Source organism: Pseudomonas sp. P106(2024), from assembly GCF_057480815.1.
Map to the genome: position 1 here is coordinate 29,769 of NZ_JBLIYU010000008.1, position 21,120 is coordinate 50,888.

The 21,120-nt window shown below is 66.5% G+C and carries 18 protein-coding genes; 6 read left to right on the forward strand and 12 right to left on the reverse strand.

Annotated features, from left to right (window positions below):
- Nucleotides 1–25: 25 nt before the first annotated feature.
- Both AC25M7_RS14925 and AC25M7_RS14930 read right to left on the reverse strand, forming a co-directional pair.
- On the reverse strand, nt 26–253 hold the full coding sequence (locus AC25M7_RS14925; RefSeq protein WP_023630605.1) for a hypothetical protein: 228 nt from the start codon (nt 251–253) through the stop codon (nt 26–28).
- 15 nt (nt 254–268) lie between these two features.
- Nucleotides 269–1,420 (reverse strand): MFS transporter, encoded by a 1,152-nt coding sequence (locus AC25M7_RS14930; protein WP_486971194.1) that lies wholly within the window; start codon nt 1,418–1,420, stop codon nt 269–271.
- A gap of 108 nt (nt 1,421–1,528) precedes the next feature.
- Between AC25M7_RS14930 and AC25M7_RS14935 the strand changes: the two genes are divergently transcribed.
- Entirely contained in the window at nt 1,529–2,338 is an 810-nt protein-coding gene (locus tag AC25M7_RS14935; RefSeq protein ID WP_051555678.1) for an AraC family transcriptional regulator, read from the forward strand.
- Here AC25M7_RS14935 and AC25M7_RS14940 read toward each other — a convergent pair.
- From AC25M7_RS14940 to AC25M7_RS14960, 5 genes are all read right to left on the reverse strand, one after another.
- Nucleotides 2,298–3,131 (reverse strand): AraC family transcriptional regulator, encoded by an 834-nt coding sequence (locus AC25M7_RS14940; RefSeq protein WP_028690722.1) that lies wholly within the window; start codon nt 3,129–3,131, stop codon nt 2,298–2,300. The two genes, AC25M7_RS14935 and AC25M7_RS14940, sit on opposite strands and share 41 nt — an antisense overlap.
- Nucleotides 3,128–3,442, reverse strand: coding sequence for an AzlD domain-containing protein (locus AC25M7_RS14945; protein ID WP_062363273.1), 315 nt, complete (start codon nt 3,440–3,442; stop codon nt 3,128–3,130). The genes AC25M7_RS14940 and AC25M7_RS14945 overlap by 4 nt, the downstream gene beginning before the upstream one ends.
- Nucleotides 3,439–4,137 carry an AzlC family ABC transporter permease gene (locus AC25M7_RS14950; RefSeq protein ID WP_028690724.1) on the reverse strand — a complete coding sequence of 233 codons (699 nt, stop codon included), beginning with the start codon at nt 4,135–4,137 and terminating at the stop codon, nt 3,439–3,441. The genes AC25M7_RS14945 and AC25M7_RS14950 overlap by 4 nt, the downstream gene beginning before the upstream one ends.
- Nucleotides 4,138–4,267: 130 nt before the next feature.
- The gene (locus AC25M7_RS14955) at nt 4,268–5,554 is read right to left on the reverse strand and encodes a sensor histidine kinase (RefSeq protein WP_028690725.1); all 1,287 of its coding nucleotides are present in this window, start codon (nt 5,552–5,554) and stop codon (nt 4,268–4,270) included.
- Complete coding sequence (locus AC25M7_RS14960) at nt 5,551–6,291, reverse strand: response regulator (protein WP_069017621.1); 741 nt, start codon at nt 6,289–6,291, stop codon at nt 5,551–5,553. The genes AC25M7_RS14955 and AC25M7_RS14960 overlap by 4 nt, the downstream gene beginning before the upstream one ends.
- Nucleotides 6,292–6,510: 219 nt before the next feature.
- Between AC25M7_RS14960 and AC25M7_RS14965 the strand changes: the two genes are divergently transcribed.
- Nucleotides 6,511–6,786 (forward strand): DUF2790 domain-containing protein, encoded by a 276-nt coding sequence (locus AC25M7_RS14965; RefSeq protein ID WP_028690727.1) that lies wholly within the window; start codon nt 6,511–6,513, stop codon nt 6,784–6,786.
- Nucleotides 6,787–6,805: 19 nt separating this feature from the next.
- Nucleotides 6,806–7,321, forward strand: a complete 516-nt coding sequence (locus AC25M7_RS14970) for a thioredoxin family protein (RefSeq protein WP_486971243.1) — start codon at nt 6,806–6,808, stop codon at nt 7,319–7,321.
- 35 nt (nt 7,322–7,356) lie between these two features.
- On the opposite strand, the gene AC25M7_RS14975 is transcribed toward AC25M7_RS14970, so the two are convergent.
- The 5 genes from AC25M7_RS14975 to xthA form a co-directional block, all read right to left on the reverse strand.
- On the reverse strand, nt 7,357–8,364 hold the full coding sequence (locus tag AC25M7_RS14975) for a GlxA family transcriptional regulator (protein ID WP_028690729.1): 1,008 nt from the start codon (nt 8,362–8,364) through the stop codon (nt 7,357–7,359).
- Between the two features lie 131 nt (nt 8,365–8,495).
- Entirely contained in the window at nt 8,496–10,928 is a 2,433-nt protein-coding gene (locus tag AC25M7_RS14980) for a TonB-dependent siderophore receptor (RefSeq protein WP_069017620.1), read from the reverse strand.
- A gap of 226 nt (nt 10,929–11,154) precedes the next feature.
- Nucleotides 11,155–12,819: a cyclic peptide export ABC transporter gene (locus tag AC25M7_RS14985; RefSeq protein ID WP_486971195.1), complete on the reverse strand. Its 1,665-nt coding sequence runs from the start codon at nt 12,817–12,819 to the stop codon at nt 11,155–11,157.
- Nucleotides 12,820–12,949: 130 nt separating this feature from the next.
- The gene (locus AC25M7_RS14990; protein ID WP_280060360.1) at nt 12,950–13,828 is read right to left on the reverse strand and encodes a formylglycine-generating enzyme family protein; all 879 of its coding nucleotides are present in this window, start codon (nt 13,826–13,828) and stop codon (nt 12,950–12,952) included.
- Nucleotides 13,829–14,024: 196 nt separating this feature from the next.
- Nucleotides 14,025–14,837, reverse strand: coding sequence for an exodeoxyribonuclease III (xthA, locus tag AC25M7_RS14995; RefSeq protein WP_028690733.1), 813 nt, complete (start codon nt 14,835–14,837; stop codon nt 14,025–14,027).
- A 164-nt stretch (nt 14,838–15,001) separates the two neighbouring features.
- On the opposite strand from xthA, the gene AC25M7_RS15000 reads away from it, so the two are divergent.
- Genes AC25M7_RS15000 through AC25M7_RS15010 form a run of 3 tightly spaced genes read left to right on the forward strand, consistent with a single transcriptional unit; the run spans nt 15,002 to nt 21,119 of the window.
- Nucleotides 15,002–15,652 (forward strand): GNAT family N-acetyltransferase, encoded by a 651-nt coding sequence (locus tag AC25M7_RS15000; protein ID WP_028690734.1) that lies wholly within the window; start codon nt 15,002–15,004, stop codon nt 15,650–15,652.
- A 53-nt stretch (nt 15,653–15,705) separates the two neighbouring features.
- Entirely contained in the window at nt 15,706–17,448 is a 1,743-nt protein-coding gene (locus AC25M7_RS15005) for an autotransporter assembly complex protein TamA (RefSeq protein WP_241411655.1), read from the forward strand.
- The gene (locus AC25M7_RS15010; RefSeq protein ID WP_486971196.1) at nt 17,445–21,119 is read left to right on the forward strand and encodes a translocation/assembly module TamB domain-containing protein; all 3,675 of its coding nucleotides are present in this window, start codon (nt 17,445–17,447) and stop codon (nt 21,117–21,119) included. The genes AC25M7_RS15005 and AC25M7_RS15010 overlap by 4 nt, the downstream gene beginning before the upstream one ends.
- Nucleotide 21,120 lies beyond the last annotated feature (1 nt).

Here is a 21,120-nt window from a genome sequence, read left to right on the forward strand (position 1 = left end):
CTTGACCCGCGATGGTTTTCGGCGGTCAGCTACGAAAACGTGGCAGCGGCCGCTCGATGTTCAGCGAAGTCAGGGTCTTGCGCACTTGCGCATCCTCGGCCTCCAGCGCCTTCAGGCTGGCGCGGATCTTCCCGGCGGCAGGCACATCGCCCTGGCGGTCGATCCAGTCGGCGATCTCCTTGCAGGCACTGCTCAGGCAGGCCTGGCGCTGGCTCATCAGCGACAGGAGCGTGGTGATTTCTCGTTCGGACATGACGCGATCCTCCATTCAGCCCCTTGAGTGTAGCAGCGCCCGGCCAGGCTGCTCGTAGCCGATGGCCAGTGCCCAGGCCGCCATCGCACAGACAAACAGCGTCCCCCCCATAGCCTGGCAAGCACCCGCCAGCAGCAGTCCCGCTCCGATCTGCAGGTAGTAGAACAAGCCGAACAACGCACCCGCCGTGCCACGGCAGTCGGCGTAGTCGACCAGCGCCGAGCCCAGCACCAGCGGAATCGCCATGGCGAAGGCGAACATCACCAAGGCCATGGCCAGCACCGTCCACAGGCTGTCGCCCAGCCCCAACAGTGCCAGCGCCGCCAGCAGGTCGAGCAGGCACGCCAGGCGCATCAGGCACGCCATGGCCACCCCGCGTTGCAGCAACCATGCATTGAGGCGCGCGCCCAGCAGCGAGCCGAGCGCCAGCGCCGCGCCGGAGTAGCCCATCCACGGGCTGGCACCGAGGCGCTCGAAAACAAACGGCGCCAAGCTGTACCAACTGAACACACTGATGTTGAACACCGCCACCAGGGCGCTGGCCAACAGCACACGACGGTCACGCAGCAGGCGCCGCAGCACCTGACCGAACGCGGGCGTTGCCTGCGTGGCGGGGCGTGTCTCGGGCAGGCCACGCCAGCTCCAGGCGAGCAGCAGCGCGGCCATCAGCAACTGGCTGGCGAGTACGCCGTGATAGCCGAACAGCCGGTCCAGCCAGGCACCGCTGACCAGCCCCAGCGCCGGGCTGAGCGCCAGGCATACGCCGATCAGCGAGAACACCCGGGCCAGATCAGGGCCGGCATGGCGATCGCGCAGGACGGTCTGGGTCACCACGGAGCCCACCGCTGCGGCGAACGCCGCCACGATCCGCGCCAGCAGCAGTTGGCTGAAGTCGGTCGCCAGCAGCGCTGCCAGTGCTGCACCAGCGTAGAGCAGTAGCCCGGCAAGCATGGTCGGGCGCCGCCCCCACAGGTCGCAGGCACGCCCCCAGGCCAGCACCCCGGCGGCAAAGGCGACAAAATACAGCGACAGGGTCAGCGAAGCTTGGGCAGGGCTGACGGCGAATGCTTCGGCCAAGGAGACCAGGGCAGGGCTGTAGAGGGTTTCGGCAACCTGAGGAAACATCAGCAGGGCGGTGGCCAGGGCCAACCAGGAACGGGAAAGCATGGGAGTGAACGCCTTGCAGCACAAACGAATGGTCATGGTAGGGACGTTGTGCCGTGGGCTATTATCGCGACTCTGCTGATCTATCGTTGAAATCGGACAATTACTGCCATGGCCTGGTTAGCCCCCGACGCCCACTTCGATCCCGATGCATTCGATGCGTCGGTAGTGGGCATCTGCTCGGCCCTGGGCGACCACGACTCCGGGCGCCACCGGCATGGCCGCGGACAGCTGCTGTTCACCCGTCAGGGCTGCGTGCGTATCCAGACGCCCGGGCGCCTGTGCCTGTTGCCGCCGACCCAGGCAGCGTGGATTCCGGCAGGGCTGGAGCACCGCGCGCGCATGCGCGAAACGGTGGACTATCGCTCGCTCTACTTCAGCACCGCGCTCAGCGTGGGGCTGCCCGACGAGGTGACGATCATCAGCGTCAACCCGATGCTGCGCGAACTGCTCGAACGCATCGCCCAGGCGCCGTTCGACACGGCCTGGGACCAAGGCGACCAAACGCATTTGCTGGCGCTGTGTCTGGGTGAGTTGCGCCTTGCACCTCACCAACCGATGTTCCTGCCATTGCCTGGCGATAGGCGCCTGGCCGGGTTGGTCGAGCGACTCGAGCGCCTGCCGCCGGCGTTGGGTGAACTGGCGCAACAAGTCGGTGCCAGCGAGAAGACCATCAGCCGCCTGCTGCGCCGGGACACTGGCATGTCCTATCAGCAATGGCGCCAGCAGTGGCGGCTGTTGCGTGCGCTGGAGCAGCTGGCATTGCAGCGGCCACTGGGCGCTATCGCCGACGACCTGGGGTTCGCCAGCGACAGTGCGTTCATTGCCTTCTTCCGCGGCATGACCGGCACCACGCCAGGGGCCTGGAACCGTGGCGCGGCTACAGGCCCAGACAGGCCTGGCGATAGGCCCCCGGCGTAACGCCATAGGCCTGCTTGAACTGGCGGCTGAGGTGGCTCTGGTCGGCGAAGCCCAGGGTCACGGCGACCTCCAGTGCCGGCAGGCCGCTGCGCAGCAGCTCGCGGGCGCGGGCCAGGCGGCGCTGCTTGAGCCAGGCGTGGGGCGGCAGGCCGGTGGCCTGGCGGAACACCCGGGCGAAGTGGAACGGCGACAGGTTCACCGCCGCCGCCAGGGCTTCCAGCGAGGGCGGCTCGGCCAGTTGGCTCTCCAGCAGCTCGCGGGCACGAGCCACGGCCAGTGGCTCGTTGCCGGGGGCGGCGGGTTCGGCGCAGTGGCCATGGCGTTGCACCAGCGCCAGTACCGCCTGGCGCCAGGCGGTCTGCTGCTCCAGGGCGCTGGCGCAGGACTCGGACAGCTTGTGCAGCTGGCTGAAGGCGGCGGCCAGGGCCGGGTCCTGGATCACGCTGTCCTTGAACCGGGGCAGGCCGTGGCGGCCAAGCTCCAGTTCGTCGAGCACGCCGCTGACCCGCTCGTGCTCAGGGTAGAAGCCACGGTAGCGCCAGCCGGCCTCGTGGGCGGTGGCGCCGGTGTGCAGTTCGTCGGGATTGATCAGCACCATGCTGCCCACCGGCGCCAAATGCTCGCTGCCGCGGTGCCAGAAACGCTGAGCGCCGGACTCGATCACGGTGAACACGTAGCCTTCGTGCACATGTGGGGCGAAGCGCTGCTGGATGTAGCGGGCGTGCAGCATCTCGACGTCGCCGAGGGCGGGCGCCTGCCACAGGTGGGCCTGTTCGCGCAGGGGCGTGCTCATGCCAGCCAGCTGCGCAGAAGGAAGAAGATCAGCATGCTCGCCAGCATGCTCAGCAATACGCTGCGGGTCAACAGCACCAGGGCGATCGCCACCACCGAGCCGAGCAGGTAAGGGTTGAGCGGGCTCAACTCAAGCTGGTGGCCGGGCAGGAAGATGATCGGCCCGCAGATTGCGGTGAGCATGCCGGGCACGGCGAAGCCGAGGAACTGCCGCGCGTTGGAGCTCAGGCGCAGCGGCAGGCGTGGTTCGAGGAAGGCGTAGCGGTTGAGAAACACCACCGCGCCCATGGCGACGATCAGCAGCCAGATCATGAGCGGCCTCCGGAGAATTTCTGGCAGACGAACCCGGCGGCCATGCCCAGCAGGCCGGCTGCCACCAGGGCAGTTTCCCAGTGCCAGTAGCTGAACAGCACCGAGCAGAACAGCGACACCGCCACGCACACCACGGTCGGCAGGTTGCGCACCAGCGGCGCGATCAGCGCAACGAAGGTGGCGACGATGGAGAAGTCCAGGCCCAGCTGGTCCAGATGTGGAATGTTCTGGCCGAGGATGATGCCGGCGAGGGTGAACAGGTTCCAGGCCACGTAGAAGGTCAGGCCGACCCCAAGGGCGTACCAGCGGTTGAACTGCTGCTGGTCGTGGTGGCTGGTCAGGGCGAAGAACTCGTCGGTGAGCAGAAAGCCCAGGCCCAGGCGCCAGCGGGTCGGCAAGCCGGACATCACCGGGCGCATGGACAGCCCGTAGAGCAGGTGCTGCGAGGTCAGCAGCAGGGTGGTGAGCAGGATCGACAGCAGGTTGGCGCCGCCCTTGAGCATGCCGATGGCCACCAGTTGCGCGGCACCGGCGAAGACAATGGCCGACAGGCCCTGGCCTTGCCAGGCGCTGAGGTTGGCTTCGATGGCCATGGAGCCGGCCAGCAGGCCCCAGGGCGCGACGGCCAGGGACAGCGGCAGGATGGCGATGGCGCCATGGAGAAAGGCGTGGCGGGCGAGCGGAGGGCTGGACATGGGAACGACAACGAATCGACAGGGCAGGCCAGCATGACAGACAGCTCCGAGGGTGGCTTGAACGATCTTGCTTTGTTGTCGCCGCTCCCCAAGCTTTGCGCAATCCCTGTATGAGACCGCGGTTGTGGCTTCAGCGCAGCTCGACCTGCGCGCACAGCCCGCCTTCGGCGCGGTTGCGCAAGGTCAGGCTGCCGCCCATGGCCTGGGTCAGTTGCTGGGCGATCGCCAGCCCCAGTCCGGTGCCGCCAGTGCTGCGGTTGCGCGAGCCTTCGACCCGGTAGAACGGTTTTAGCACGTCGTCGAGCTCCGCCTCGGGAATCCCCGGGCCATCATCGAGCACACGGATCAATGTCACGCCGTTCTCGCAGCCCACCTCGAGCTGCGCGGCGCCGGCGAACTTGAGGGCATTGTCCACCAGGTTAACCAGTACCCGGCGCAGGGCATGGGGGCGGGTTTGCAGGGTAGCCTGGGCGCTGCCGTGGCGGTCCACCCGGGCGCCGCTGTCCTGGTAGTCGAACACCAGGCTGTCGAGGAAGGCGTCGAGGTTGACCCGGCATGGCGCCTCGGTGCCGCTGTCCATGCTGCGGGCATAGGCCACGCCTTCGCGCACCAGGTGCTCCATGGCGTCCAGGTCGTGCGCCAGCTTGTCCTTCTCGTGGCCGTCGTCCATCTGCTCGACGCGCAGCTTCATGCGCGTGATCGGCGTCTGCAGGTCATGGGAGATGGCAGCGAGCAGCTGCATGCGTTCCTTGAGGTAGGCGCCGATGCGCGCCTGCAGCGCGTTGAAGGCCACGGCGGCGTAGCGCACCTCGCGCGGGCCGCTTTCGTCCAACTGCGGGCCGGGGCTGTTCGGATCGAGGTTGTCCACCGCCTGGACCAGGCGGGTCAGCGGGCCGATGGCCAGGCGCACCGCCAGCCAGGTACAGGCCAGCAGCACCGCCAGCTGGATCAGCAGCACCACCGGCAGCCAGGTGGCCACCGGTACCGGGGCGGGGGTGACGTCGATGGTCAGCGGCGCGCCGTCGGCCAGGCGCAGGTGGGCCTGGAAGTGCGCGTTGGGGCCGGGAATCTCCTGGAAGGTCAGGGCGTAGCGGTCGCCGATGGCCTTGACGATGGATTCGGCGGCCATGGGTGGGTCGGCGCTGGGCATGGCTTCGCCGGGCAGGCCGCCGTCCAGGCGGTAGCGGTAGGTGCGCCGCTCCAGGCGCGACAGCCAGGCCGGCCGTTCGGCGGCGGGCAGGCGGTCGAGGATGGCCACCGAGGTCGAGACGTCCAGCTCCAGGTTGCTGAGCATCATCGAGCGGCTGCTGATAAAACGTTCGTAGGCTTGCAGGCTGAACGACAGGCCGTAGGCCAGCACCAGCCCGGTGAAGAAGATCAGGGCCAGGCGCGAGGCCAGGGTGCGCGGCCATTTCATGCCGGCGACTCCAGCAGCTGTACCTGCAGCGAGAACACGTAGCCCTCGCTGCGCACGGTCTTGATGCAGGTGGGTTCGCGGGCGTCGTCACCCAGGCGCTGGCGCAGGCGGCTGACCAGCAGGTCGATGGAGCGGTCGAAAATGTCCGCCTCGCGGCCCTGGGTGAGGTTGAGCAGCTGTTCGCGGCTGAGCACCCGCTGCGGATGGTCGAGGAATACCCGCAGCAGGCGGTACTCGGCGCCCGACAGCGCCACCAGGGTGCCTTCGTTGTCGAGCAGGTGGCGGGCGGTGGTGTCCAGGCGCCATTGGCCGAAGGCGATCAGCCGGCTGCTTTCGCTGATGGTGAGGTTCGGCGGCAGCATGCGCGTGCGGCGCAGCACGGCGTTGATCCGCGCCAGCAGCTCGCGGGCGGAGAACGGCTTGGTCAGGTAGTCGTCGGCGCCCATCTCCAGGCCGATGATGCGGTCGGTCTCGTCGTTGCGCGCGGTGAGCATCAGCACCGGCGTGTTGCGGTGCTTGCCGGCGCGCAGTTCGCGGCACAGCAGCAGGCCGTCGTCGCCGGGCATCATGATGTCGAGGACGATCAGGTCGACGGCGTTGTTTTCCAGGAAGGCGCGCATCTGCCGGCCATCGGCAACGATGCTGGTGCGCAGGCCGTTCTTCTTCAGGTAGTTGCCGACCAGTTCGCGGATCTCGCGGTCGTCGTCGACGACCAGGATGTGATCGGCGTGTTCCATCGGGATGTCCTTGTACGTGGGGAATGGGCGCAGTGTACCGAGCGGATCCGGACTTGCCTGCCCAGGTTTGTATTGCAGTGTATCTGTTGGCGGCACAGATACAGGAAGAAGCACGAAGGGCACTGGGCGGACACAAGCGGGATACCTGGCAGGCGTGAAATGGCTCTCGACCGGGGAGTGAAGCCTCCCCACACAAGACCTCGTATCAGGAGACACGCCATGACTATCAAGACCCTCGCCAGCGCCGCCCTGTTCGCCGTGCTCGGCCTTGGCTCCCTGGCTGCCCAGGCCAGCAGCAGCTCGCTCAATGACGCCAGCGTGATGCAATACCGCTACGGCGACCGGCTGGACGTCAAGAAGGTGCTGTCGGTCAAGGACGAGCGCAGCAATGCCTGCGGACCGGTGCAGACCCGCATGGACTACCTCGATTCCCAAGGCAAGCCGCAGAGTGTCGAGTATCGCTCCTACGCCACCAGTGGTTGCCATGACAACTAAGGCGCGCGACAAGCGCCGCCTGCTCAAGGCCGGCGGCGTGGCCCTGGCCCTGCTCGGACTGGGCCTAGCTGGCCACCTGCTGGCCCGCGTCAGCTACGGTCCCATGCCGTCGCTGGCGGGGGCCGAGCAATGGCTCAACTCGCCGCCGCTGGATGGCCCGGCGCTCAAGGGCAAAGTGGTGCTGGTGGACTTCTGGACCTACGACTGCATCAACTGCCGGCGCAGCCTGCCCCATGTCAACGACTGGGCGCGGCGCTACGGCGAGCAGGGCCTGGTGGTGGTCGGGGTGCACACGCCGGAGTACGACTATGAGCGCGATGTGGGCAATGTACGGGCACAGGTGCAGCAGTTGGGGATCGGGTACCCGGTGGCGGTGGACAATGGCTATCGGATCTGGAACGCCTGGGGCAACCAGTTCTGGCCGGCGCATTACTTTGTCGATCGCAAGGGGCAGGTGCGTCATGTGCACTTTGGCGAGGGGGATTACGCGGGGCAGGAGCGGGTGATTCAGGCGTTGCTGGATGAGCAGGGGTGATCCGTTGCCTGCTCCGGCCCTGTCGCGGGGCCGGATCACTCGCCCAGCCGCTGCTCCCGCGACGGCGGATAACCAAAATACGCCGCATAGCACTTGCTGAAGTGCGACACCGAGACGAACCCGCAGGCCACCGCCACCTCCATCACCGACAGGTCCGAATACTGCAGCAGCCGCCGGCTCTTGGTGATGCGCAGTTCCATGTAGTAACGCCGGGGCGAGGTGCCCAGCTGGGCCTGGAACAGCCGGTCGATCTGCCGCCGCGAGCGCCCGGAGTAGACGGCCAGCTGATCGAGGCTCAGGGTTTCCTCGAGGTTGTTCTCCATCAGCTCGACGATGGTGCGCAGGTGCAGGCTCATGGACTTCTTCGCCCCGGGCCCGACCTGGCGATAGCGCGCTCCGGAGAACGACAGGATCTCCTCGACGCCTTCGGCCAGGGCATCGCCGTACAGCCGCCGCACCAGGCCGAGCATCAGCTCCATGGCGCCGTTGGGGCTGGCGGCGCTCAGGCGGTCGCGGTCGAGGGTGAAGCTGGCCGGGGTGATGCGCGTCTGCGGGCTGATCTCGGCCAGGCTGGCGCGCTGCTCGGGGTGCACGCTGCAGCCGTAGTCGTCGAGCACCCCGGCACGCCCGAGGAACCAGGCGCCGTTCCATAGCCCGGCGAGGGTCATGCCGTGGCTGGCGCAGTCGGCCAGCAGGCGGTCGAGGTCGGGGTATTTCAGCGGTGTGCGCAGGCCGCCGCAGATCACCAGCAGGTCGAGGTCCTGCAGGCTGCGCGGTTCGAGCGGGCTGGCCACCAGCTCCAGGCCCAGGTCGCTGAGCACGCGATCGCCCGCCAGCGACAGCGGGGTGGAGGTGAAACTGTCGGCGCGCAGCAGGTTGGCGGTGACCAGCACGTCCATCGCCACGGTGAAGCTGGCCATGGAGAAGTGCTCGAGCAGGACGAAGTCCACGCGATAGGGACGCTGGCTGCCGGCGTCACCGGACTTGAGCCGCAGCATGTTGCTGGTGCTGGTCTTCTTGCTGAACTGGCGTGGCGTGGGCACTGCGGACTCCGCTTCCTGGCTGGCGGGGACGAGTGTGCGGTGAGGCGCGGGGAAAGACAACAGGGGCGCTGGCTGGCGCTGAAAGTACAGCGCCCCCTCGAGAGGGGGCGCCGGTTGTTGCCAGGCGGGGCTTAGAAGTCGCCGCGCAGGGTCACTACATAGCTACGAGGCTCACCGTAGGCGTAGCCCCGCGATGGGTTACCGGTGGCTTCGAAGTACTTGCGGTCCAGCAGGTTCTCGACGTCAAGCGCCAAGGTCCAGTTCTGGTCGAGCTTGTACGACGCACGTGCATCGAAGATGGCCCGGCCACTGTTGGAGGCGAGGTTGGCCTTGTCGTTGTAGCCAGTCTGAGCCGATACGCCACCGCCGACGGTCAGGCGGTTCCAGTCGCCTTGCAGGTTGTAGCTGCTGGACAGGCGCAGCATATGCTTGGGTGTCTGCGAGGAGACAGATGAGCCGTCATCGCTGCGAGTCGTGTTGTAGGTATAGCCAGCGGCAACCTGCATGCCGGTGAACAGTTCGCCACTGGCTTCGGCCTCGAAGCCTTTGCTGCGCAGCAGCGAGCTGTTGGTGTAGCAACGGTTGCGGAAACCGACGCACTTGCCATCGTTGTCGTAGTCTTCCACCGCCACATCTTCCTGCTTGATGTAGAACACGGCGAAGGACACGTTCAGCTGCTTGTCGAACAGTTCGCCCTTGATCCCGGTTTCGTAGTTGCTGCCGATGGCCGGATCGAGCACCGAACCGCTGACATTGCGGTAGTTACTCTGTGGCAGGAAGATATCGGCATAGCTGGCATACCACGACCAGTAATCGTTCAGGTCGTAGATAACACCGGCAAAGGGGGTGAATTCGCGGGTCTGCTTCGTGCTGGTTGTGGTGCCCTCAAGCTTGTCATCGACACGCAGGTCATACCAGCTCAGTCGTCCTCCGAGCACCAGGCTCAGGTCTTCGGTCATATGCAGGCGGGTGTTGAGGTAGGTGCCTACACGCTTGTCGGTGGTGTCCAGCACATAGTCCCAGGCCGTACGGGCCGGTTTGGGCACCTGATGACGATTGGGATTGAACACGTCGAAGGGTTCGCCCAGGGCAATATCGTCTTCCTTGTCGGTGTACTTCTGCTCGGACCAGTTGGCACCGACGGTCACCTGGTGAGTCAGGCCGAAGGCTTCGAATTTGCCATCCACATGGCCATCGATGCCACTGGCAGTGAAGTCGAGCTTGCGAAAAATCGCGGTGTCGAGTTGAGGGCCGGTATTGGTGGCCGGGTCGATGCTACCTGAAACGTAGGCCAGTTGCTGGTCGTAATTGCTCTTGGAGTGCGATACCGAAACCTTGGCACTCCAATCGTCGTTGAAGCGGTGCTCCAGGTCGGCGAACACCTCGGTTGTGTTGGTCTTGTGGTTGTTCCAGTCCTGCGCCAACGAGGTGGTGCGCTTGAGGTGCGGGTTGGTGCCGTCGGAATAGCTGGGCAGACCGTATACGGTGTAGCCGCTAATATCGCCTTTCTGTTGACGCAGACCGAGGCTCACGGTCGTGTCATCGGTGATGTCAGCGTCGACAACGCCGTACAGCAGCGGCGTTCTGGAGCTGGTGCCGTCGGTGAAGTAGCCACGGTCTTCGTAACCGGCCACCAGGCGACCGCGAATCGTGCCTGATTCATTCAGCTTGCTGCTGCCGTCCAGGTCCATGCGGTAGTTATCCCAGGAACCGGCGCGAGTGATGATGGAGAAGCGCGGATCGCTGGTCGGACGCTTGCGCACCAGGTTAACCGCACCACCAGGGTTGCCCGCTCCTACCAGCAGGCCTGCGGCGCCGCGTAGCACTTCGACACGATCGAAGATTGCCATGTCTGGCTTGAATTCACCGATCAGGCTGTACGCTTGACCTGGAACACCATCGATCATGTAGCTCTCGTCATGCAGGTCGAAACCTCGGGAGCTGAAGCGATGGTTGCCGAAGTTGCGGTTGGCGCGGGTCATGCCCGTGGTCTGCGCGAGTACCTTGTCAAGAGTGGTGAGGTTCTTGTCGTCCATCAGCTTGCGGGTGACCACGGTCACCGACTGTGGGGTTTCACGCAGTGATTGTGGGGTCTTGCCAATGGTCACCGCGCCCGTTGTGTAGGAATTGGTGCCTTCGGTGGTGGTGCCCAGTACCTGGCCATTGATGGTGGTGGCATCCAGAGTCATGGCTGCCCCGGATTTTGCCGCACCGCTGATGATCAGGGTGTTGTCCTGCACGCTGTAGCGAATCCCGCTGTTCCGGAGCAGCTCCCCAGCTGCCTGGGTTGGCGAGAAGCGGCCCTTGACCGGGCTGCTGCGCAGACCCTGGACGGTCTCGGGGCTGAACAGCACCTGCAGGTTGCCCTGGCGACCCAGCTCTTGCAGGGCACTGGCCAGCGACTGGGCCGGGATGTCGAAGTCCTGCTCCTGGGCCTGCACCTGGGCGGCCAGCGGCAGGGACAGGGCGAGGCCGAGGGTGGCCATGGCCGGGGAAGAGCGCAGCATCCGGCGCAGCATCAACGCTTTGCTCAAAGGGGTCAGGGTGTTGGCTGGTATTGGCATTTTTATGCTCTGGCTCAAGGTACGCAAAGTAAATGAAAATTATTCCGTTGCGAGTAGGACGCATGCGAATGCCAAAACCGGAAAAATAATTATTACGGTTGGTAGAGGCGTGACCTGCGACTTCCCTGTGGGCAGGGTTGATTCGGCGTGCGGCAATAGGGGAACGAGCGGTGCGACGGAGAATTTAAGCGGCGGGCGGCGCCAGGGCGCCGCCCGTGAGAGGGCGTCAGGCGGGCAGGGCGGGTTCCTGGTTGCGCTCGACCAGGATCTTGCCGCTGTGCATGCGCACCAGCTGGTCGGCCACCGGGAAGTAGCGGTCGTCATGGGAGATGACGATGATGGTCTTGCCCTGCTGCTTCAGCTCCGGCAGCAGCTCGGTGTAGAACACCCGGCGGAAGGCCGGGTCCTGGTCGGCGGCCCATTCGTCGAACACCAGCACCGGGCGCTGGTCGAGCCAGGCGTTGATCAGCGCCAGGCGCTTGCGCTGGCCGGTGGACAGGTCGGTGGTGGTGAAGCTGCCGTCGCGGATCCCGACCTTGTGCGCGATGTCCAGGCGCTCGAGGTACTTGGCGGCCTCCGGCGGCAGCTCGGCGAGCCCCGGCAAGGGTTCGTCAAACAGGTAGTAGTCGGCGAAGATGGTGGTGAACAGCTGGCGGTAGTCGTCCAGGTGCTGCGGCGTGACCGCCTCGCCGTTGAGGCGGACCTCGCCCTGCTGTGGGGTGTACAGGCCCAGCAGCAGCTTGATCAGGGTGGTCTTGCCGCAACCGTTCTCGCCGACGATGAAGACGATGTCGCCCTGGCGGATGGTCAGGTCCACCGGGCCGAGATGGAACGGCTGGCTGCCCTCGACCTGGGGATAGTCGTAGCGCAGCTGGCGCAGTTCGATGGAGGCGACCTCGGTCACTTGCGGGACGCGGTCGCTGACCAGCAGGTGCGGCTCGGGCGATGAGAAACGCTGGGACAACTCGGCGATGCGGCGCAGGGCGATCTGTGCGCGGCTGATGCTCGGCAGGTTGTTGATCAGCTGTTCCAGCGGCCCCTTCATGTACAGCATCACCAGCACAAAGCCGCCCAGCACGGTGCGGTCGGTGCTCGGCCACAGGGCCTGGAAGGCGATGGCGATGCCGATCACGGCGAAGAACAGCATCGAGCCGAAGGTCTCGGCGCTGACAAAGATGTTCGCCGCGCGGATGTTGGCCTTGCTGATGCGCTCGGTGGCACCGTGGATCAGCTGGTCGTGCATGTGCTGGCGGCGTTTGCGCTGGATGCGCAGTTCCTTGGCGCCGCCAGAGAGGGCCTGGTAGTGCTTCTGCAGCTCGTCCTCGTTGTTGCGCGCGGTAAGGATGTTCTTCATGCCGTAACGGTGGGCGAGGAACTGCGCGCCGGAGCCGATCACCACGGTCAGCACGGTGACCAGCAGGATTTGCCAGGACAACAGCGCCAGGTAGGACAGGCAACCGAGGGTGACGGTGAAGGCGATGACCATCGGCGCCACCGACAGGGCGAAGGCACTGATGGTGCTGACGTCGTTGAGCAGCACCGGGATCAGGCGGTGGGCGCGGTAGCGCTCCAGTTGCGCGATAGGCGCCACCAGCACCTTGGCGGCCAGCTCGCGGCGCAGGCGCGCCACCACCTTCTGACCGACGTAGTTGGTCAGAAGGTTCGAGCCGGTGGAGCAGGCCAGGGTCAGCAGGCACAGGCCGCCGAACAGCAGGGCGGTGCGGGTGTCCGGCCCGCCTGCGGCGTTCATCGCGCTGTTGATGGTGGCCAGCAGAGCGGTGACGCTCAGGCCGCTGACCACGCCGAGGGCCGCCGAAAGCGCGACCAGCATCCAGAACGGCTTGAGTATCCGCAGGGTTTCCTGGGCGAGGCTGGGGGTCGTGGACGTCATGGAGTCATCTCGTGAGTATTCGTTGGCGCAGGGCGGCGGACCAGACCCTGATCTTGGTAGACGAGAGGGTTTTGCGCGGATTTAGTGGCGAGGCGGATCCGGCGCCGGGGCGCCGGAGGCAGGGCGGGCGTTACAGCTCGCGGGCGACCCGGAAACCGATCCAGTCGCCGCGCAGGGTGGAGCTGCGCTCGTTGCGATTGCCCGAACGGGAGAAGATCGGCGCCTCGGTGTAGTCGTTGCCGCGGATCACCCGGCGGTCCTCGCATTCGCTGCTGTTGGTCTGCGGGCTGCCGTCGGTGGGGGCGGTGGCGTAGCTGTCGACGTAGCAGTCGCGGGTCCACTCGTAGACATTGCCGTGGCCGTCGTAGACGCCGTAGGCGTTGGGCGGGAAGCTGCCGACAGGCGAGGTGAAGGAGAAGCCGTCCGTGGGACCGTAGGTGTTGGCGTGCTTGGAGATCTGGTACTTCTGCTCGTCGTTGTCATCAAGCGGGAAGGGGAATGGCCCGGTGCTGCCGCCGCGCACGGCGTATTCGCGCTGGGATTCGCTGAGCACCTTGTAGACCTTGCCGGTCTTCTTCGACAGCCAGGTGGCGTAGGCCTCGGCCTCGTGGAAGTTCAGGCACACGGCGGGCTGGCGGTCACCCTGCTGGTAGCGAGGCACGCCCGCGATGCATTCGCGGCCCGGGCGGGTGTCGCCGTTGGGGACCTTGTAGCCGCTGGCCTTGAGGTAGGCCTTCCATTCCCCGTTGGTGATCTGGTAGCGGCTGACGGCAAAGGCGTTCTTGAACGTCACTTCGTGCAGTGGGCCCTCGTCGTCCTGGCGACCTTTTTCGTCATCCGGGGTGCCCATCATGAAACTGCCGGCGGGCAGCACCACCATTTCCGGGCAGGTCTTGGCGCAGTCACGGAACACCGTGCCGGGTTTGTGCGCGGGCGCCGCGGCCAGGGCCGGCAGGCTGCAGGCGACCAGCAGGGCGGCCAGGGTGAGGCGGTTCAGGGGTGCGGTCATGGGGAAGCCTTGTTCAGGGTTGCTGGGCAGACAGCGGGAGTTCGTGCTGATGGACGAAATGAACGAGGCGATGTTTAAGGGGGATTTGTGTAAGTGTTTGACGAGAGAGGTGTGGCGCCTATGAGATCGAGCGCCGCGCGGGCGGCGCTCGATCTCGAGAGCGCTGCAAGGCTATCGTCCAGCGCCTGTTGTCGGCTCAACCCAACTCAAGCCAGATCGGCGCATGGTCCGAAGGCTTCTCCATCCCCCGCAGTTCATAGTCGACCCCGGCGGCCTTGAGCCGTGGCAGCAAGCCCTGGGAGGCCATGATCAGGTCGATGCGCAGGCCGCGCTTGGGCTCGTCCTCGAAGCCGCGGCTGCGGTAGTCGAACCAACTGAAGCGGTCGGCCACTTCCGGGTGCAGGTGGCGGAAGCTGTCGACCAGACCCCAGCCCTTGAGCCGCTCCATCCACTCGCGCTCCTCGGGCAGGAAGCTGCACTTGCCGGTCTTCAGCCAGCGCTTGGCATTGTCCGCGCCGATGCCGATGTCGCAGTCCTGGGGCGAGATATTCAGATCGCCCATCACCACGACGGGCTGGTCATTCTTGAACTGCCCTTCGAGCAGGGCCTGCAGGTCGCTGTAGAAGCGCTGCTTGGCCGGGAACTTGGTGGGGTGGTCGCGGCTTTCGCCTTGGGGGAAGTAGCCGTTCATGATGGTGATCGGCGTGCCGTCGGCATCGGCGAAGGTGCCCCAGATGAAGCGGCGCTGGGCGTCCTCTTCATCGCCGGCGAAGCCCTTGGACAACGACAGCGGCGCCTGTCGCGAGAGCAGGGCGACGCCATAGTGGCCTTTCTGGCCGTGGTAATGCACGTGGTAGCCGAGCGCCTCGACGTCGGCCAACGGGAACTGATCGTCGCTGACCTTGGTTTCCTGCAGGCCGATCACGTCCGGCTGGTGTTTGTCGATCAGCGCCGCCAGCTGGTGCGGACGGGCGCGCAGGCCATTGATGTTGAACGAGACGATCTTCATGGAAAGATGATCCTGGTAAAAAGCCACGGATGCTAGCCGACATCGCCGGCCACGGCCAGCATGGCGCCGCGCGGCGGGCGCTGCTAACGTGCTGGAGGAGGTGAACCCAGCGCCGGAATCTGGCTCCAAGGCACTGTACGCCCATTCCAGGAGGACTGCCCGCAATGCCCGACGTCATCGCCGCCCCGGCCCGGACCTGCCTGCTCGACGCCGGCTACGCCCGTGAGGCGCGTTCGCTGCTCTACCATGCCTATCGTCACGAGCCGACCTTTGCCTGGCTGTTCGAGGGCCAGCGTCCCGGCTACGAGCGCCGCCTGCGGGTGATGGTGCGCGAGTGGGTGCGCCAGCACTTCTATCTGCAACTGCCGGCGATCGGCCTGCTGCTGGAGGACCGCCTGATCGGCCTGGCGCTGATCGTGCCGCCGCAGCGGCGCTTGGGCGTGGCCGACAGCTGGGCTTGGCGCCTGCGCATGATCCTCGGTACCGGCCTGCGCTGTACTCGGCGCTACCTGGACTACCAGGCCGCGCTGGCCGGCTGCCTGCCGGGCGACAATGTCCACGTCCTGCCGTTGCTGGGCGTGCACCCGCAGTTCCAGGGCCAGCATTATGGGGAGCAACTGCTGCAGGCCGTGCACGACTGGTGCGCGGAGGACGCCAGCACCGAGGGTGTGGTGCTGGACACCGGCAATGCGCACTACCTGGCGTTCTACCAGCGCCAGGGCTATGAGGAGATCGGCGAGATCGCCGTAGGGCCGATCCGTGAACGGGTGTTCTTCCATCCCAATCCGCGCTCGTCGAGGGTGACGAACCTGTGACAGGCGTTTGCCGACAGCCCTCTTGACCCCTTTGCTCTGGTAGCATGCCGCGCATGACGTATTCAGGAAGACTTGGCTGGGGCCTGCTGTTGCTGGTCGCCAGCTCCATGGCATGGGCGCAGAGCGAATTGCTGGTGCGGGTCAAACCCGCCAACAAGGCGCTCAAGTCCAATATCGAAGGGTATATCGGCAGCCTGGGCGACCGCGACGAAGAAGCGCTGCTGCGTTTCAGCCGGGGCGCCGAGGAGCAGACGCGCAAGGCGGCCCAGGCCCTTGGCTACTACCAGGCGCGGGTCGAGACCGAGGTCAAGCCCGCAGGCGACAAGGACAAACCCGCGCAATTGATCATCCGGGTCGAGCCCGGCGAGCCTGTGCGCCTGCGCAACGTGACCGTGCGCATCGACGGGCCGGCCAGCGAGCTCAAGGTCTTTCGCATCCCCGACAGCAAGGCGCTGCGCCCGGGCGAGCAGCTCAACCACGGCACTTACGAGGATGCCAAGCGGCTGATCCAGAACCAGGCGTCGCGCTACGGCTTCTTCGCCGGGCGCTTCGAGCGCCAGCGCCTGGCGGTGGACCCGCAGGCCGGCGTGGCCGACATCGAGCTGGTCTACCAGAGCGGCCCGCGCTACCGTCTCGGCGCGGTGACCTTCGGCGGCGACGCGCCGCTGGACAACGACCTGCTGCAGCGCATGGTGTCGTTCAAGCCCGGTACCCCCTATGACTCAGAGCTGATCGCCGAACTCAACAACGACCTGCAATCGAGCGGCTACTTCGACAGCGTGCGGGTGGATGCCGCGCCCACCGCCGCGGTGGGCGAGGACATTCCGGTGGACGTGCGCCTCGATACCCGCAAGCCGCGTACCCTGGGCCTGGGCCTGGGCTTTTCCACCGACGTCGGGCCGCGTGGCAAGGCCAACTGGACCCGTCACTGGGTGAACCCGCAGGGCCACAGCTACGGCTGGGAAACCGAACTGTCGGCGCCCCGGCAGAACGTCGGGCTGTGGTACGACATCCCACTGGATCCGCCGCTCACCGACAAGCTGCGCTTCGCTGGCGGCTACCAGAACGAGGAGATTTCCGGTACCGACACCTTGAGCAAGCTGCTCACCGTTGGCCCCGAGTGGCACAGCAAGCTGCCCAGTGGCTGGCAGCGCGTGATCTCGCTCAAGTACCAGCGTGAGGAGTACCGCCTGGGCGACGACTCGGGGCTGAGCAACCTGTTGATGCCAGGTGTCAGCTTTTCGTACCTGCGCAGCGACAACCGCATCGATCCGCACAACGGCTACCGCCTGCAGTTCGACCTGCAGGCGGCCAAGGAAGGCCTGGGTTCGGATACCAACCTGATCCATGGCAACGTGCTGCTCAAGGGCCTGACCACCCTGGGCAAGCGCCATCGTTTACTGGGTCGCGTGCAGTTCGGCGGCAGCGCCACCAACGGCTACCAGCAGAACATCCCGCCGTCGCTGCGCTTCTTCGCCGGTGGCGACCAGAGCGTGCGCGGCTACGACTACCAGTCGCTGTCGCCGAAGAACAACCAGGGCGACCGCATCGGCGGCCGCTACCTGGTGGCCGGCAGTGCCGAGTATCAGTACTCGATCGCGGAAAAGTGGCGCCTGGCGACCTTCGTCGACCAAGGCAACTCGTTCAACTCGCTGGAGTTTCCCAGCCTCAAGACCGGCGTCGGCATCGGCGTGCGCTGGGTGTCGCCGGTGGGGCCACTGCGCCTGGACCTGGCCCGCGCACTGGATGACGACGGTGGTTTTCGCTTGCACTTCTCCATGGGGCCCGAGCTTTGATGCGTGTGTTCAAACCGATCCTGCTGGTACTGGCGGGCCTGCTGGTGCTGATCGTCCTGGCGCTGGGGCTGGTGCTCGGCACCCAGGCGGGCAGCCGCTGGGCGCTGGCGCGGGTGCCGGGGCTCGAGGTCAGCGATTTTACCGGGCGCCTTGGCGGCAGCTGGCAGGCCAGCCTGTTGCGCTGGTCTGCTGGCGACGATCGGGTCGAGCTGCTGGCGCCGCAGTTGGCCTGGTCGCCGGCCTGCCTGCTGCGTGCGACCCTGTGCGTCGAACGCTTGCAGGCCGAGCGCATCGACATGGCCTTTGCGCCGGGCGAAGACCAGCCCGACAGCGGTCCGCTGCAATTGCCAGCATTGAACCTGCCGCTGGCCATCGAGCTGGGCGAGGTCAAGGTGGGCCAGTTGCGCCTGGATGGCAGCGACCTGCTGGGCGACCTGAGCCTGGCGGCCCACTGGACCGCCAGCGGGCTGCGGGTGGACAGCCTGCAACTGCGCCGAGACGATCTGCACCTGGACGTTCAAGGTGACCTGACGCCACGGGGTGACTGGCCACTGCAGCTGCAGGGCACGCTGCAACTGCCGACGGTGGATGGCAAGCCGTGGCAACTGGCCTTGAACGCCAAGGGCGAGCTGCAGAAGACCCTCGTCATCGAGGCCACCAGCAGCGGCTACCTGGACGCCCGGCTGAACGGCGAATTGCAGGCCCTGGCCGAGCATTTGCCGGCCCGCCTGAGCATCCTTTCGCAGGCCTTCAAGCCGGCCGGCGAGTTGCCCGACACCCTGCAACTGAACCAGCTCAAGCTTGACGCCCAGGGCGACCTGCTCAAGGGTTATCAACTCTCAGGCTCCGCCACCTTGCCCGCCGAGCAAGGCCCGGTGGGCCTGGTGCTGGCCGGCAAGGTGGACGCCAAGGGCGCCCGAATCGATGCCCTTGACCTCAATGCCAGCGACACGCAGCGCCTCAAGCTGCAGGCCAGCGCCGACTGGCAGCAGGACCTGAGCGCCGACGCCAGCCTCGACTGGCTGGACTTCCCCTGGTTGCGCCTGTATCCGCTGGAGCAGGCGCCCCAGGTCACCCTCAAGCGTTTCAACGCCCAGGTGCAGTACCGCGGCGGTAACTACAAGGGCGCGTTCAACGGCGATCTGGACGGCCCGGCGGGGGCCTTCACCCTGGCCAGCCCGTTCGAGGGCGACCTGGGCCAGGTACGCCTGCCGCAGCTGCTGCTCAGCGCGGGGCAGGGCAAGGCCGCGGGCAGTGTCGCCTTGCGCTTTGCCGACACCCTGGCCTGGGATGTCGACCTGCAATTGTCGGCGCTGGATCCGGCCTATTGGCTGGCGGAGCTGCCGGGCACCCTGGCCGGTCCGCTGCGCAGCCAGGGCGAGCTCAAGCACGAGCAGTTGGCGCTCAAGGCGCAACTGGACCTCAAGGGCCGCTTGCGTGGCCAGCCGGCGCTGGTCAAGGTAGACGCCGAGGGCGCCGGCGAGCGCTGGACCCTGGGTAGCCTGGCGGTACAGCTGGGAGACAACCGCATCACCGGCAGCGCCAGTCTGCAGCAACGCCTGTCCGGGCGCATCGACCTCGACCTGCCGCGCCTGGGTCAGCTCTGGCCGCAGCTGCAAGGGCAGGCCAAGGGCCGCCTGGACTTGGCCGGAACCCTGGCTGCGCCCCAGGGCACCCTGGCCCTGCAGGGGCAGCAACTGGGCCAGGCCGACAACCGTGTGCAGCGCCTGGACCTGGACGCACGGCTGGACAACGCCCAGCGCGGCCAACTGGTGCTCAAGGCCGGCGGGATCCGTTTGGGGGACACCGCCCTGGGCAGCCTCGACGTGCAAGGCAAGGGCGATATCCGCCAGCAGGCTGCGACGCTGGCGCTCGACGGCCCGCAACTCAAGCTCGACCTGGCGCTGGACGGCGCCTTGAGCAAGGGCGACTGGCGGGGTCGCCTGGCCAGCGGTCGCATCCAGGCCGGCGGCCAGGATTGGCAGCTGCAGGCGCCGGCGCGTCTGCAGCGCCTGGCCAGCGGCCAGCTCGACTTTGGCGCCCACTGCTGGCGCTCCGGCCAGGCCAGCCTGTGCGGCGAGGACCAGCGCCTGGCGCCGGAGCCGCGCCTGCGTTACCACCTCAAGCAGTTCCCGCTGGATAGCCTGGCGCAGTGGCTGCCCAAGGACTTCGCCTGGCAGGGCCTGCTCAACGCCGACATCAACCTCGATATCCCGGCCAGTGGGCCCAAGGGCAGCATCCGCATCGATGCCGGCGGCGGTACCCTGCGGGTGCGCGACAAGGACCGCTGGATCGATTTCCCCTACCAGGTGTTGCGCCTGGACAGCACCTTGGCGCCGCGCCGGGTCGACACCCGCGTGGATTTCCGTGGCGAGCGCCTGGGCGAGGTGAACCTGAGTGCCCGCATCGACCCGCTGGGCCGCAACAAGCCGTTGTCCGGCGACTTCCGCCTGGCCGGGCTCGATCTGTCGGTCATCCGCCCGTTCCTGCCCATGGTCGAGCGTCTGGCCGGCCAGCTCAACGGCAGCGGGCGCCTGTCGGGCAGCCTGCTCGCACCCCAGGTCAATGGCAACCTGGCCTTGAGCGGCGGCGAAGTCAGCGGCGCGGAACTGCCGATCAGTCTCGAGGACCTGTCGCTGCAGGCACTGATCGCCGGCGAGCAGGTGCAGTTGAACGGCAACTGGCGCAGCGGCGCCGCCGGCCGTGGGCAATTGGCCGGTCACCTCACCTGGGGACAGGCGCTGGGCATGGACCTGCGCCTGCAGGGCCAGCAGCTGCCGGTCAGCGTCGAGCCGTACGCAGCGCTGGAAGTGGCGCCCGACCTGACCATCCGTCTGCTGGACGAGCGCCTGGCGGTGACCGGCAAGGTGCTGGTGCCCAAAGGCAAGATCACCGTGCGCGAACTGCCGCCGTCGACGGTCAAGGTCTCGGATGACACGGTGATCGTCGGTCACCAGACCGAACAGGGCACGCCGCCGATGGCGGTGGCCATGGACATCGATGTCGAGGTCGGCAGCGAAAAACTGTCGTTCAAGGGCTTCGGCCTCACCGCCAACCTGCTGGGGCATGTGCATATCGGCGATAACCTCGACACGCGCGGTGAACTGAGCCTGGCTGACGGGCGCTACCGGCAATACGGGCAGAACCTGACCATCCGCCGCGCTCGCTTATTGTTCGCCGGGCCCATCGACCAGCCGTACCTGGACATCGAGGCCATCCGCCAGGTCGATGACGTGATTGCCGGCATCCGCCTGAGCGGCAGTGCCGAGCAGCCGACCACCAAGGTGTTCTCGGAGCCGGCGATGAGCCAGGAGCAGGCATTGTCCTACCTGGTGCTGGGCCGTCCGTTGAACAGCTCCGGCGAGGACAACAACATGCTCGCCGAGGCGGCGCTGGGCCTGGGCCTGATGGGCAGTGCCGGCCTCACCGGCGGCCTGGCTTCCAATCTGGGCATCGACGACTTCCAACTCGACACCCAGGGCACGGGCAACAAGACCAGCGTGGTGGCCAGCGGCAACCTCACCGAGCGGCTCAGCCTGCGCTATGGCGTCGGCGTGTTCGAGCCCGCCAACACCATCGCCTTGCGCTACAAACTCAGCAAGAAGGTCTACCTCGAGGCCGCCAGCGGCCTGGCCAGCTCGCTGGATATCTTCTACAAGCGCGACTTCTAAA